This is a genomic window from Anaplasma phagocytophilum (assembly GCF_023476575.1).
In the GTDB taxonomy this organism is placed as follows: Bacteria; Pseudomonadota; Alphaproteobacteria; order Rickettsiales; family Anaplasmataceae; genus Anaplasma; species Anaplasma phagocytophilum_A.
Genome location: NZ_JAHLEX010000013.1, coordinates 1 through 14080, shown reverse-complemented (window position 1 = coordinate 14080; position 14080 = coordinate 1). Strand labels below are relative to the sequence as shown.

The 14080-nt window shown below is 44.0% G+C and carries 12 protein-coding genes and 4 pseudogenes; 1 reads left to right on the top strand and 15 read right to left on the bottom strand.

Annotated elements, in window-relative coordinates; all coding sequences use genetic code 11:
- The 6 genes and pseudogenes from KPX09_RS01430 to sdhA (KPX09_RS01405) all read right to left on the bottom strand — a co-directional run.
- Nucleotides 1-118: pseudogene (locus tag KPX09_RS01430) on the bottom strand (thymidylate synthase (FAD)); the annotation flags it as partial.
- Complete coding sequence (locus KPX09_RS01425) at nucleotides 119-907, bottom strand: succinate dehydrogenase iron-sulfur subunit (protein ID WP_249548624.1); 789 nt, start codon at nucleotides 905-907, stop codon at nucleotides 119-121. It lies immediately after the preceding pseudogene.
- Nucleotides 908-921: 14 nt separating this feature from the next.
- Entirely contained in the window at nucleotides 922-2727 is a 1806-nt protein-coding gene (sdhA, locus tag KPX09_RS01420) for a succinate dehydrogenase flavoprotein subunit (protein WP_249548628.1), read from the bottom strand.
- Nucleotides 2728-2773: 46 nt separating this feature from the next.
- A pseudogene (locus KPX09_RS01415) lies at nucleotides 2774-2896 on the bottom strand (thymidylate synthase (FAD)); the annotation flags it as partial.
- Nucleotides 2897-3685 (bottom strand): succinate dehydrogenase iron-sulfur subunit, encoded by a 789-nt coding sequence (locus KPX09_RS01410; RefSeq protein ID WP_249548624.1) that lies wholly within the window; start codon nucleotides 3683-3685, stop codon nucleotides 2897-2899.
- Nucleotides 3686-3699: 14 nt separating this feature from the next.
- Nucleotides 3700-5505 (bottom strand): succinate dehydrogenase flavoprotein subunit, encoded by a 1806-nt coding sequence (sdhA, locus tag KPX09_RS01405; protein WP_249548627.1) that lies wholly within the window; start codon nucleotides 5503-5505, stop codon nucleotides 3700-3702.
- 241 nt (nucleotides 5506-5746) lie between these two features.
- On the opposite strand from sdhA (KPX09_RS01405), the pseudogene KPX09_RS01400 reads away from it, so the two are divergent.
- Nucleotides 5747-5878 (top strand): annotated as a pseudogene (locus tag KPX09_RS01400) (succinate dehydrogenase iron-sulfur subunit); the annotation flags it as partial.
- Here KPX09_RS01400 and KPX09_RS05770 read toward each other — a convergent pair.
- From KPX09_RS05770 to KPX09_RS01350, 9 genes and pseudogenes are all read right to left on the bottom strand, one after another.
- Nucleotides 5871-6700: pseudogene (locus KPX09_RS05770) on the bottom strand (P44/Msp2 family outer membrane protein); the annotation flags it as partial. The pseudogenes KPX09_RS01400 and KPX09_RS05770 sit on opposite strands and share 8 nt — an antisense overlap.
- Nucleotides 6701-6960: 260 nt before the next feature.
- A complete protein-coding gene (locus KPX09_RS01385; RefSeq protein ID WP_249548623.1) occupies nucleotides 6961-8697 on the bottom strand; it encodes an ABC transporter ATP-binding protein in 1737 nt (578 codons plus the stop codon).
- 15 nt (nucleotides 8698-8712) lie between these two features.
- Nucleotides 8713-9102, bottom strand: coding sequence for a frataxin family protein (locus KPX09_RS01380; RefSeq protein ID WP_249548622.1), 390 nt, complete (start codon nucleotides 9100-9102; stop codon nucleotides 8713-8715).
- Nucleotides 9103-9266: 164 nt separating this feature from the next.
- Complete coding sequence (gene glyA / locus KPX09_RS01375; protein ID WP_249548621.1) at nucleotides 9267-10544, bottom strand: serine hydroxymethyltransferase; 1278 nt, start codon at nucleotides 10542-10544, stop codon at nucleotides 9267-9269.
- Nucleotides 10545-10566: 22 nt separating this feature from the next.
- Nucleotides 10567-11184, bottom strand: coding sequence for a 50S ribosomal protein L9 (gene rplI, locus KPX09_RS01370; RefSeq protein WP_249548620.1), 618 nt, complete (start codon nucleotides 11182-11184; stop codon nucleotides 10567-10569).
- A 23-nt stretch (nucleotides 11185-11207) separates the two neighbouring features.
- A complete protein-coding gene (gene rpsR / locus KPX09_RS01365) occupies nucleotides 11208-11498 on the bottom strand; it encodes a 30S ribosomal protein S18 (RefSeq protein WP_011450302.1) in 291 nt (96 codons plus the stop codon).
- 10 nt (nucleotides 11499-11508) lie between these two features.
- Nucleotides 11509-11838: a 30S ribosomal protein S6 gene (gene rpsF / locus KPX09_RS01360; protein WP_249548619.1), complete on the bottom strand. Its 330-nt coding sequence runs from the start codon at nucleotides 11836-11838 to the stop codon at nucleotides 11509-11511.
- 77 nt (nucleotides 11839-11915) lie between these two features.
- Nucleotides 11916-12515 carry a CvpA family protein gene (locus KPX09_RS01355; protein ID WP_249548618.1) on the bottom strand — a complete coding sequence of 200 codons (600 nt, stop codon included), beginning with the start codon at nucleotides 12513-12515 and terminating at the stop codon, nucleotides 11916-11918.
- Nucleotides 12516-12524: 9 nt separating this feature from the next.
- A partial coding sequence (locus KPX09_RS01350) for a DUF3394 domain-containing protein (RefSeq protein ID WP_249548617.1) occupies nucleotides 12525-14080 on the bottom strand: 1556 nt, incomplete at its 5' end.

The window sequence follows — 14080 nt, the reverse complement described above, 5'->3', positions numbered from 1 at the left end:
CCATGTAGTCAATAACCCGCACAAAACCATGATCTAACACCCTATGTTCCTGATATAACACATTTTCAAGTGCTGGCACTACCAAGCGCTTCGTATATTCTGTAGCCTCACCTACCATCTAGAGCTCCAATCCTTTTATCATCATCTGCTTTATTTTCGCTATCGCCTTAGCAGGATTCAGATCCTTGGGACAAGTCTTAGTACAATTCATGATAGTATGACATCTGTATAACTTAAAGGCATCCTCTAAAAACGCAAGTCGCTCCTCAGTTGCTGTATCCCTACTATCAACTAACCACCTGTATACCTGCAATAACGCCGCAGGCCCTAAATACTTATCTGGATTCCACCAATAACTTGGACAACTTGTACTACAACACGCACACAAAATGCAATCGTATACCTTGTCCAACTTACTCCTGTCCTCAATACTCTGAAGATGCTCCTCCTTATCAGACCTCGCACCATCAGACTTCAACCAAGGACTTATAGACTTATACTGCTTATAAAAATTACCTAAATCTGGCACCAAATCTTTGATAACATTCATATGCGGCAATGGGAATATTTTGATATCACCCTTAATATCAGAAATATACTTCGTACATGCCAGCGTGTTCGTACCATCTATATTCATCGCACACGACCCACATATCCCCTCACGACATGACCTCCGGAAAGTCAAAGTTGAGTCACACTCATTCTTAACTTTAATGAGCGCATCGAGGACCATCTGCCCACATTTGTCCAAATCTATATAGTAGGTATCAATCCTTGGATTCTCCCCATCATCAGGTGACCACCTGTATATTTTAAAACACCCAGTGCGCTTAGCACCCTCCGCCGCATTATATACCTTACCATTCGGGTTTATCTTGGAGTTTTTTGGCAAAGAAAACTGCACCATATTATTAACCCTTTCTAATAAACCCTTTTCTGCGGAGGAAAATACTCTACTTCATTTGTCAAAGTATAAGTAGCTACCTCTTTATAGCCTATCTTTACTTCATACGTATCACAGTTACACCACGCAATAGTATGCTTCATCCAATTTTCGTCATCACGCTCTGGAAAATCTTCCCGCGCATGCGCACCCCTGCTCTCCTTACGATTTGCTGCACAATCAACCGTCACTACAGCTTGCGGCATCATATTCGCAAGCTCTAACGCCTCTACCAGATCGCTGTTCCAAACCATACTTCTATCAGTCACCGAAATATCTTTCATCATTGCGGCAACTTTCCTGATCTCCTTTTTACCCTTCTCAAGCACTTCGGCGACACGGAATACTGCAGCATGCTCCTGCATCACATTTTGCATACGACCACGTATCTCCGCAACCCTTGTAGCGCCGTTAGCGTAACGCATGCGATCAAATCTATCTATTATACAATCTTCAAAATCCTTCCTAGTAGGCCTATGCAAAGCTCCAGGCTTTATAACCTCTTTCGCCCTAATCGCAGCCGCACGTCCAAATACCACCAAATCCAACAAAGAATTCGACCCTAAACGATTCGCACCATGTACAGATACACAAGCTGCTTCCCCTATAGCAAATAAACCCTCTACCACCTCGTAACTACCACTACCGCTATTTAATGATAGAACCTCTCCATGATAGTTAGTCGGAATACCACCCATGTTGTAGTGAACCGTAGGAATCACGGGTATGGGCTCCTTAGTAACATCAACACCAGCAAACGTCTTCGCTGTTTCACTTATACCAGGAAGCCTCTCATGGATAACTTTAGGATCTAGATGCACAATGGACAAATATATGTGATCCTTTTTCTCACCTACTCCCCTGCCTTCTCGTATCTCCATAGTCATTGAACGACTTACAACATCACGTGAAGCCAAGTCCTTTGCCTTCGGAGCATAACGCTCCATAAATCTCTCTCCGGCAGAATTCAGCAAGTAGCCTCCTTCACCACGGCAGCCTTCTGTCATCAAGCACCCAGAACCATATATGCCCGTAGGGTGAAACTGCACAAATTCCATATCCTCAAGCGGAATACCAGCCCTCACCGCCATTCCACCACCATCTCCAGTGCATGTATGCGCGCTAGTTGCTGAAAAATATACACGCCCATACCCGCCTGTAGCCAAAACTACTGCATGAGAACGAAACCTATGTAAAACACCATCGCACAAAGACCATGCCAATACCCCACAACACGACCGATTATCTTCACTCATTATCAAGTCTATCGCGAAGTACTCGACGAAAAACTTCGCATCAAACTTCAAAGACTGCTGATACAAAGCATGTAATATAGCATGACCTGTTTTATCCGACGCAGCACACGTACGCACCGCTGGCTTACCTTTGCCGTATTCCGTTGTCATCCCACCATAGGGACGCTGATATATTTTACCTTCCTTGGTCCTAGAGAAAGGCACCCCACAATGCTCCAGCTCTATAACAGACTGCATCGCGTTCTTACACATATACTCAATCGCATCCTGATCCCCCAACCAATCAGAACCCTTGACTGTATCGAACATGTGCCATCGCCAATCGTCCTCTGTTATATTGCCCAACGCAGCGCTGATACCACCTTGCGCAGCAACAGTGTGGCTCCGTGTTGGAAACACTTTAGTAGTGCATGCAACTGAAAGACCTGCTGCTGTCATACCCACTACAGCGCGCAATCCCGCACCACCCGCACCAACAACAACCACGTCATACTCATGGTCCACAACTTCGTATGCGGATCTAGACACTTCAGTCACACTATAACATAACTGGAACTACTTTTAGGCTACCACAATCCACCATGTAGTCAATAACCCGCACAAAACCATGATCTAACACCCTATGTTCCTGATATAACACATTTTCAAGTGCTGGCACTACCAAGCGCTTCGTATATTCTGTAGCCTCACCTACCATCTAGAGCTCCAATCCTTTTATCATCATCTGCTTTATTTTCGCTATCGCCTTAGCAGGATTCAGATCCTTGGGACAAGTCTTAGTACAATTCATGATAGTATGACATCTGTATAACTTAAAGGCATCCTCTAAAAACGCAAGTCGCTCCTCAGTTGCTGTATCCCTACTATCAACTAACCACCTGTATACCTGCAATAACGCCGCAGGCCCTAAATACTTATCTGGATTCCACCAATAACTTGGACAACTTGTACTACAACACGCACACAAAATGCAATCGTATACCTTGTCCAACTTACTCCTGTCCTCAATACTCTGAAGATGCTCCTCCTTATCAGACCTCGCACCATCAGACTTCAACCAAGGACTTATAGACTTATACTGCTTATAAAAATTACCTAAATCTGGCACCAAATCTTTGATAACATTCATATGCGGCAATGGGAATATTTTGATATCACCCTTAATATCAGAAATATACTTCGTACATGCCAGCGTGTTCGTACCATCTATATTCATCGCACACGACCCACATATCCCCTCACGACATGACCTCCGGAAAGTCAAAGTTGAGTCACACTCATTCTTAACTTTAATGAGCGCATCGAGGACCATCTGCCCACATTTGTCCAAATCTATATAGTAGGTATCAATCCTTGGATTCTCCCCATCATCAGGTGACCACCTGTATATTTTAAAACACCCAGTGCGCTTAGCACCCTCCGCCGCATTATATACCTTACCATTCGGGTTTATCTTGGAGTTTTTTGGCAAAGAAAACTGCACCATATTATTAACCCTTTCTAATAAACCCTTTTCTGCGGAGGAAAATACTCTACTTCATTTGTCAAAGTATAAGTAGCTACCTCTTTATAGCCTATCTTTACTTCATACGTATCACAGTTACACCACGCAATAGTATGCTTCATCCAATTTTCGTCATCACGCTCTGGAAAATCTTCCCGCGCATGCGCACCCCTGCTCTCCTTACGATTTGCTGCACAATCAACCGTCACTACAGCTTGCGGCATCATATTCGCAAGCTCTAACGCCTCTACCAGATCGCTGTTCCAAACCATACTTCTATCAGTCACCGAAATATCTTTCATCATTGCGGCAACTTTCCTGATCTCCTTTTTACCCTTCTCAAGCACTTCGGCGACACGGAATACTGCAGCATGCTCCTGCATCACATTTTGCATACGACCACGTATCTCCGCAACCCTTGTAGCGCCGTTAGCGTAACGCATGCGATCAAATCTATCTATTATACAATCTTCAAAATCCTTCCTAGTAGGCCTATGCAAAGCTCCAGGCTTTATAACCTCTTTCGCCCTAATCGCAGCCGCACGTCCAAATACCACCAAATCCAACAAAGAATTCGACCCTAAACGATTCGCACCATGTACAGATACACAAGCTGCTTCCCCTATAGCAAATAAACCCTCTACCACCTCGTAACTACCACTACCGCTATTTAATGATAGAACCTCTCCATGATAGTTAGTCGGAATACCACCCATGTTGTAGTGAACCGTAGGAATCACGGGTATGGGCTCCTTAGTAACATCAACACCAGCAAACGTCTTCGCTGTTTCACTTATACCAGGAAGCCTCTCATGGATAACTTTAGGATCTAGATGCACAATGGACAAATATATGTGATCCTTTTTCTCACCTACTCCCCTGCCTTCTCGTATCTCCATAGTCATTGAACGACTTACAACATCACGTGAAGCCAAGTCCTTTGCCTTCGGAGCATAACGCTCCATAAATCTCTCTCCGGCAGAATTCAGCAAGTAGCCTCCTTCACCACGGCAGCCTTCTGTCATCAAGCACCCAGAACCATATATGCCCGTAGGGTGAAACTGCACAAATTCCATATCCTCAAGCGGAATACCAGCCCTCACCGCCATTCCACCACCATCTCCAGTGCATGTATGCGCGCTAGTTGCTGAAAAATATACACGCCCATACCCGCCTGTAGCCAAAACTACTGCATGAGAACGAAACCTATGTAAAACACCATCGCACAAAGACCATGCCAATACCCCACAACACGACCGATTATCTTCACTCATTATCAAGTCTATCGCGAAGTACTCGACGAAAAACTTCGCATCAAACTTCAAAGACTGCTGATACAAAGCATGTAATATAGCATGACCTGTTTTATCCGACGCAGCACACGTACGCACCGCTGGCTTACCTTTGCCGTATTCCGTTGTCATCCCACCATAGGGACGCTGATATATTTTACCTTCCTTGGTCCTAGAGAAAGGCACCCCACAATGCTCCAGCTCTATAACAGACTGCATCGCGTTCTTACACATATACTCAATCGCATCCTGATCCCCCAACCAATCAGAACCCTTGACTGTATCGAACATGTGCCATCGCCAATCGTCCTCTGTTATATTGCCCAACGCAGCGCTGATACCACCTTGCGCAGCAACAGTGTGGCTCCGTGTTGGAAACACTTTAGTAATGCATGCAACTGAAAGACCTGCTGCTGTCATACCCACTACAGCGCGCAATCCCGCACCACCTGCACCAACAACAACCACGTCATACTCATGGTCCACAACTTCATATGCGGATCTAGACACTTCAATCACACTGATAACTTAACTGGAACTACTTTTAGGCTACCACAATCCCCTATGGAGTCAACACAACTTTGAACTCGTTTAGAACTTAAGGAATATTAGTCAAGTCCTTATACATAATATATGGCGTATTTTTCAATCCTATACATATGTAACAAAAATCATGCTTCATTAAGAAAACCCATCCATCACGTAGCCACATATAACTACAAATCTAGTAAACAGCCATAACGATGCTATAGATAAGTATTTGGGACCTGCGGCATTATTACAGGTATACAGGTGGTTGGTTGATAGTAGGGATACTGCAACTGCGGAGCGTCTTGCGTTTTTGGAGGATGCTTTTAAGTTGTACAAGTGTCATACTATAATGCCCCAACTAAGTTACCGCCCAGACCAATACAAGCGTAAAGCACCACCCTTAAACCTTTACTTAAATATAACAGCAAGCATTTACCATAACTGAAGTAGAAGAAAACGCCCTAATCTCAACAACTTCTCCACCTTCAATAGTTTTAGCTAGTAACCCAGCTACTATGGTTTTTTCTTCAGGAGTGAGTTCCTTTACTAGGTCTTTTGCCATAGCATTGGCATTACTATTAGGCGCACCCAGAACAGGACCACCACTACTCTTCCCAGCCTTACCCGTAGGCCAGTTTTTACCTTCTACTAACCCTACATTCGTAGCAAAAGTAACGAGTCCCTTCGCCGTCGCACTGCCCCCAAAACCACTGCATTGAGCCGTCTTCGTACTATCGGTCGATCCTATATCCACAGCATAAGTTGTCGTTGTAGTATCAGTACTCTCGATCTTTGCATGAGTTCCACTACAAACCTTGGTATCGATGATAGGGTGAGAGATTTCAACAGCCTTAGCAAAGTGAACAATGTCCTTACCTTATCTAATAAGAGAACCTAAGAGAACCCTATACATAAACCAGATATGAAATCGAAAGATTACGAGACAAAACATACCTAGAGACTGCTTTTAGATATTCGGAGGAGCGTAGTTACTCAGTCTCCTCGCATATTAAACTCATTTGTAAACGAGAGACACTACATCATAAGCTAACTCCTTAGCTAGTAGATATACTGTATCAGCTTCATCTTCCTTACTACCACTATCTCTAATACCCTTAGCCCTGAAGCACTCGTAACCAATCTCAAGCTCAACCCTGGCACCACCAATACCGTAATTGTACTAAGACTTCTCCCAAGGATCTGAATCCTACTAAGGCGATAGCGAAAATAAAGCAGATGATGATAAAAGGATTGAAGCTCTAGATGGTGGATGAGGCTACGGAATATGAAGCGTTTGGTAGTGCCAGCACTGTTACGAGCTTATTATCCAACCTGACGCACGTAATGTGCTTTTTATAAAGAGCTTAACAGACACACATTTCACCCTATGGTGTGGTAACCTAAGATACTAAAGATTATAAGGAAACACACTGCTTATATTGATATACTGCTGGCCCCTACTTTACACTGGAGTTTAAATAACCTCGCGTACAGGCTATCATCATCTTGCATTAGCGTATCGTGTGTTCCTACTTCCTGTATAATACCGTCATGAAGAACGACAATCTTATCAGAATTAACAATAGTAGCGAGCCTATGCGCAACTGTTATTGTCAACTTATCCCGCATTAACTCACGTAATGCCCTGTATACCTTGTCTTCATTATCAGAATCTAGCGCTGAAGTTGCCTCATCCAAAATAAGCACCTCAGGACGCCGAAGTATGGTACGAGCTACAACAATTCTCTGTTTTTGCCCCTCAGATATGCATACTCCCTTTTCACCAACAAAAGTATGAATTTTATTAGGTAGCTCATTAATAAAATCTGCTATATTTGCACCTTCTATAGCACGATTCAATTCCTGTTCAGTGTAATCACGGATTCCGTAAGTTATATTGTCCAAAATAGTACCCGAGAATATAATAGGACTTTGCGACACAACACAAAAAAGCGTCCGCAAGCTTCTCAAGGAGATTTGCCTGATATCTACTCCGTCAATAGTGATGCTGCCACTGCTAACGTCGTAGAACCTCAATAATAGGTCGACTATAGTACTCTTCCCACTCCCTGAATATCCTACTATAGCTATTTTTTCTCCTTTCTTCATTGATAGGCTAATTCCCTTGAGAACAGGAATCTCCTTCTTACCTGCATAAGCAAAAGTTATATCGTTTATGTCAACTGATTCCTTAATTTCATAAACATCCTTACATTCCAACGCATCATTTATAGATGACGGCATATTAAGCAATGCATCAATATCCTCCGAAATCCCTACTGCTTTCTGAAGATCATGCATATTATCCCCTAAGCCATTGACTGAACCAGCCGCCAATGCCGAATAGAAAACAAATGACAACAATGCACCTCCACTCATATCATGCTCAGCTACTGCCTTAATTCCAATCCATAGAACAACCCCCACAGATCCAGCAACAGAAGCAATTATTAATGTGACTAATAGCGCCCTCAAGACCACATATTTACTCTCAGAATCAGAAACTTCTTCCAATAAACAAGAAAATTTCTGCTGAACCCTTTTCTCAGCCACCAAAGACTGAATAACTTTCAGACCCCTGCACGTCTCTTCACTAAAATGTGCCAGTGTGTCCTTCCTCATCCGCGAAAACACCCCCGCACGTTTAACTCGCCTGCCCAAAAAAGCAACTATCAGGAGCAATAAAGGTACTACCCAAACAATACGCACAGTTAAAAGAAAATTTGTATAGATCAGCATGCCTACACTGCTGAGAAACACAGTAATGTTACGAAATATAAACAAAACACTACCGCTTAGAATGGAATGCAATGCCGCAGTATCTGCCATAAGACGCGACATCAATAATGAAGTACTAGTTGTCTCAAGTACGCTAGGTGATAGACTAATTATCTTATCATATAACCGACACCTCAAATCCCGTACAACAAATTCTGCTCCTATTCCACAGAGCCAAAGACGTAAATACGAGCCTGTAGCAATTACTGAAGTAAGCAAAAAAATCCAAATCAGAGGCCAAGCCCCTGTATCTCCGCCGAACAAGCCATCATCTATTAAAGCACTCAAACCACGCCCAAAAGCCAATATCGCTCCTGAACTAATCATTACAACAGCCGCCGCAGATAAGAAATACCTCCTATAAGGCTTAATATAGGAAAGAAGCAGCCTCATCTAATACCTACTTCCCTAACAAAAAATCTCGCAAATTTCCTGCCTCACTAAAGTGAACAACTCACGTCCACTCCCCTGATCACACCACAAACCTTGATCCGCATCATACACAAAGCGCACGGACCCACTTACCGGCGACGCCACCCATATCTGCTGGGTTGGCGCATGCCAACTGATCAAATAATCCGAATCCCCATCAGAGATTTCAATAACATCCCCATTACTGTCACAAGAAAGCGAAGACCCCGCAGACAAGCTCATCTCCTCTACCAGCGACATTAAGGAATCCAATGCCCCCCGAGCTAGATCTAGATAACCAACACCCGAACCTTTATCTACCATTAACAATGCCCTGATTGCAAAATCCTTACTGCTACTAGCAAAGCAACTCGATGACCCAAGCACTCTCGGATAAGCTACAACAAATCTATGTAAAAACTAAAACCAACTGCGTACAAACACGCGCTGTAGCGTGATCCAAATGCAGATAACTAACATCAGGCAAACAAGCGCATACCCCTTACGAAACCAACAATACTTAAGCCGACGCCAACAGCAGCTAAAAACACCTAGCAAGCCAAAGTATCGTACGGCACTACCCTAACAAGAGCAGCAACCTCTTCTCGAACCCCCAACTCCACTACGGACATATCTGCTCCAGCCCTCATAGAGTCTACAATCTTCAATACAAGTTGCCCTATCTTCTCAAAATCCTTGACTACCAATCCTCTAGAAGTTTCGGCAGCAGCACCCAATCTAATGCCAGACGTTACCCACGGCTTTTCGGTATCGAATGGAACAGCATTTTTATTACATACAATCCCAGCTCTCTCCAACGAAGACGAAACATCCCTGCCAGTGAGCCCCTTAGACCGCAAATCAACAACCACCATATGACTGTCAGTTCCCCCAGTCACTACATCCAACCCTCCAGCAGCCAAAACCGCTGCTAAAGCACGAGAATTACCAAGAATCCGGCTAACATATACCTTAAAATCCGGACTCATCGCTTCACGAAAAGCGACTGCTTTTGCTGCTATTACATGCATCAGAGCACCTCCCTGCATACCAGGAAATACTGCCGACCTTATCTTTTTGTATATCTCTTCATCATCTGTCATTATCACGCCACCACGGGGACCACGTAACGTCTTATGCGTAGTTGAAGTCACTACGTGCGCATGACCAAACGGCGTCGGATACTGACCTCCCGCTATTAATCCTGAGTAATGCGCTATATCTGCTAGAAAATATGCACCCACTTTATCAGCTATAGCCCTAAAGGCCTTGAAGTCTATATGTCTAGGATACGATGAAGCTCCTGCTATGATCAAATTAGGCTTCACCCTCAAAGCAATCTCTTCTATCTCATCCATATCCAGAAGGTTTGTGTCACGCCTAACATTATAGGGCACAGCATTAAACCACTTCCCCGATACATTAGGCCCTGCACCATGTGTCAAGTGACCCCCTGAGTCTAACGACATCCCCAGCACAGTGTCTCCAGGCTTCAACAACGCCATGTATACTTGCTGATTCGCCTGCGATCCCGAGTGAGGTTGAACATTAGCGTATTTACAGTCAAATAACTTACATAGACGCTCCACAGCTAAAGTCTCCGCAACGTCTACCTCAGAACAACCACAGTAATACCTACTACCAGGATACCCCTCCGCATATTTATTAGTTAAGACCGATCCTTGAGCCTGCAGAACAGCACGGCTAACAAAATTCTCCGAGGCTATCATCTGCAGAGATGTATTCTGCCGCTTATACTCAGCAGATAAGCACTCAGCAACCTCAGAATCACTCTCACTTATATGGATGTCCCCAATGTACCCAACCATAAACGAATTCCCTCAAAATAACCTAAGCAGTACCGTCGCCAGCATCGACACCACCATCCTCAGCTGCAACCGCATCAACAGACGCAACCTCATCTCCCCCGTCTTCTACAGGCGCACCTTGCACCTCCGAAGCGGCAGCAGCATTTCTACTTTTCCTATCCCGAGCAACTTGCAACCTTGTCCGCTCAGCCTCAGCCTCATTTCTCACAACATGCAGCTTAACTACCGCAACCAGATCAGCATGTAACTCGACATTAATCTCGTACTCGCCTATGCGCTTTATTACCTCACTGAAGAACACTTCCTTAGGCTGCACATTATAACCAAGACCACCAAGCAACCTTGCAACATCTCGCACAGCAACAGAACCAAAGAGCTTCCCATCATCCGAAGCCTGCCTAATCATGACGAAGCACTCTCCCGCAAGAGCCTCAGCCACTTTCTCCGCCTCTCTTAGCTTCTGACTACTCTCTTCTTTCATGACAGCAAGCTTCTCCGCCAAGAGCTCCACGTTTCTCTTCGTAGCCCGCATCGCCTTTCCATCTGCCAAAAGATACCTAGCATACCCAGGCCTAACCTTAGCAACTTCACCAGCCTTGCCCAGCCCTCTTATGCTAGACTTAAGAATTACCGATAACATCAAAGACCCACATTTCACTTAATTTAGCAATAAGGCAACAAAGCAAGATATCTAGCTCTCTTAATAGCGCGCGCCAGCAACTTCTGCTTTCTAGCAGATACAGACGTTATCCTACTTGGAAGAATCCTGCCGTACTCAGAGACGAACTTCGAAAGCAAGACCTTATTCTTATAATCTATATCCTCATCAGGACACTGCGCCAAAGGACACGATCTAGATTTCCTAAAATACGGCCTCTTCAAGTACACTAAAGGAGAATACGAACTCCCTTCTGAACCCCCATCTCCACTACGTCTTTTACCCCCATGCGACACAGAAAACCTCCTAATCCTGATCTGAACCCATCATAGCAGAACGCCCCTCAGGGACCTTATCCACCTTCAAACACAAAAATCTCAATACATCCTCGTTCAACTTCACCTTGCGCTTAAATTCATCCATAGCAGCAGGCTCAGCCCGTACGTACATCATACAGTAATGCCCCTTGTTATTCTTGGCGATACTGTATACAAAATCCAGAAGCCCCCAGTACTCATATTTAACGAGCTCAGCCCCCATCTTCACCAACAAAGCGGTCAATCCCTTAGAGAGCCCTTCCAACTCATACTGTGTAAGACCTTGCTGCGCTATAAAAGCAAACTCGTAAAAAGGCACTATAAAACCTCTCATGAACAAAAAAAATCACTCAGGTATTATATACCAGAGCAAGACACAATCAAGAACTATAACATCTAGATTTCATCCGAATATTCGTATTTACCAGGCCTATGACTGGCACGCTTTTTATCCAGAAAACTCCGTACAATCAGAGTAATCCTTTCATATGTATCATCAGATACCACACTGCCTACATATTCACTAGCTACAGAAAAGACGTTATACGAATATGTCTCAACAAACCAGCCAGGTAACTCGATACGAGTGTCTAGATCATGCTTGGGGTACGGAGCGAAAATGTACAAAAAGGTCTCCATAGCCAAAAACAGAAAGTACGATAAAAAGAGCCCCTTGGCCATCCCCAAAATAGATCCCGAAACCCTATCCAATAAACTGTGCCTCAGAGGAGACAATATTCGAATTACTACTCCATTCACAAGAATTACACAGGCCATAGAACCAATGAATACAGTAATTCTGGAAAACACCTCAGCTAGAGTCTCAGAACGTACCCTCGCTCCATATATTTCAGAAAAATAGTCACCGTGCGATATAGTAACTAAGACAACCGCAACCAACCCCGCGATCCCTAAGGCTTCCTTTACAAACCCCCTTATACAACCCAGAACCATTAAAAGCAACGCAAGAAGCACCACTGTAATGTCTAAAACCATAGACGCCCTTCACCGCCCAATGCTATCCCTAGTACGCGCCTGGAAAAATGCTAACATCACCAACATTAAAATGGCCGCTACGCTCACATAATCACCATTTTCATTCTTTCTAGATATAACCAATCCAGTTATTACATCACCACTCTCAATATCTTCCGCAACGTAACTGCCTTGGTAAATACTCTGCACCACCATTGCTCCGTCAATACGCTCTACTACCAACCCTACCCTGTCTTTGAGCATCCTAAACACACTACCCTCAAAGCCATCACGTACCGGCACCACAACGTACCCACTCTTCACTTTTTCACCTATGGACCTATCAAAATTTACTGTAATAGAATCACCTTTGCCCATACGCATAGTACTCTGCTCAAACGTGACATCAGTACGATTACTAGATATCATCCCAGCAATATAGTTAGGAGCCATTAGTGCAAATGCCAAAACGAGCAAGATCATAGATTCATAAAACCTATTACGTCTTAGGAAAAACCCCTGCATACCAGCAGAAAGCACGATAATACTAAGCAGAGCCTGCGCTATAGCTAAGGCCGCTCTCCACACATTTTCTACACCATATAGAATGAGATCATTATTGAACACAAACATGAACGGGATAACCATAGTCTTGATGTTATACAAAAACGACTGCACCCCCGTTTTAAAAGCATTAGCCTTAGCTATAGCCGCTGCAGCATACGACGCTATACCCACAGGAGGCGTTATATCAGCCATAAGACCAAAGTAAAACACAAACAAATGCAACGCTATTGGAGCCGTAGATAGCCCATTCTTATGAGCCATAATTCCCAAAACGGGAACAACCAGCGTTGAAACTATTATATAACACCCAGTAGTGGGCATACCCATACCCAAAACTATGCATATAGCAGCAGTGATAAACAAAGCTATAAAGACGCTATTGCCTGCCAAAACATCGACAAAAGAACCCATTGCCAAGCCAAAGCCAGTTAAGCCTACAACTCCAACAACTATACCAGCAGTCGCGGTAGCAACCGCTATGGGAAGCATATTTCTTGCGCTATTCAGCATAGCAGCACATATTTTCTTTAAAGCATCAACAAATGCAGGCGCTATGCCAGAAAAATCACGTCTACGCACCGCTGCAACAACACCATCTACCAGTAACATGTACATAAGAAAGATGTTGGTCCAAAAGCATGCTAATGAAGACGAAACCCTCTCTACCACCAATGACCATACCAGTATTACCACCGGAATAAAATAGTGCAACCCCTGTCGAAAGATGCTCCATACGCTCTCAGATCCATCCCCATATACATCATCGTCATCCTTAACAGTACTTGCAGGCTTATAAAGAAGGACTGCGACATAAACTATTGCCAGAATAACTGCAATGGCATATATACTCGCACCCTGAAAGATATCCTTGATTCCCGCAATATGGAAATTACCTATCGACACTCCATCAATGATGATATGAACGAAGCCAAAAAGGAGAACAACAGAAACCGAGGTTATCAATAGTCTCAATATAACTCCACGAATTCCTATTCCTACACCTGGCGCTCGCACATCGG

Excerpts from the sequence above, each read along its gene's own strand:
- KPX09_RS01425 (WP_249548624.1), bottom strand. The coding sequence starts at position 907 with ATGGTGCAGTTTTCTTTGCCAAAAAACTCCAAGATAAACCCGAATGGT.
- KPX09_RS01410 (WP_249548624.1), bottom strand. The coding sequence starts at position 3,685 with ATGGTGCAGTTTTCTTTGCCAAAAAACTCCAAGATAAACCCGAATGGT.
- KPX09_RS01385 (WP_249548623.1), bottom strand. The coding sequence starts at position 8,697 with ATGAGGCTGCTTCTTTCCTATATTAAGCCTTATAGGAGGTATTTCTTA.
- glyA (WP_249548621.1), bottom strand. The coding sequence starts at position 10,544 with ATGGTTGGGTACATTGGGGACATCCATATAAGTGAGAGTGATTCTGAG.
- rplI (WP_249548620.1), bottom strand. The coding sequence starts at position 11,184 with ATGTTATCGGTAATTCTTAAGTCTAGCATAAGAGGGCTGGGCAAGGCT.
- KPX09_RS01355 (WP_249548618.1), bottom strand. The coding sequence starts at position 12,515 with ATGGTTTTAGACATTACAGTGGTGCTTCTTGCGTTGCTTTTAATGGTT.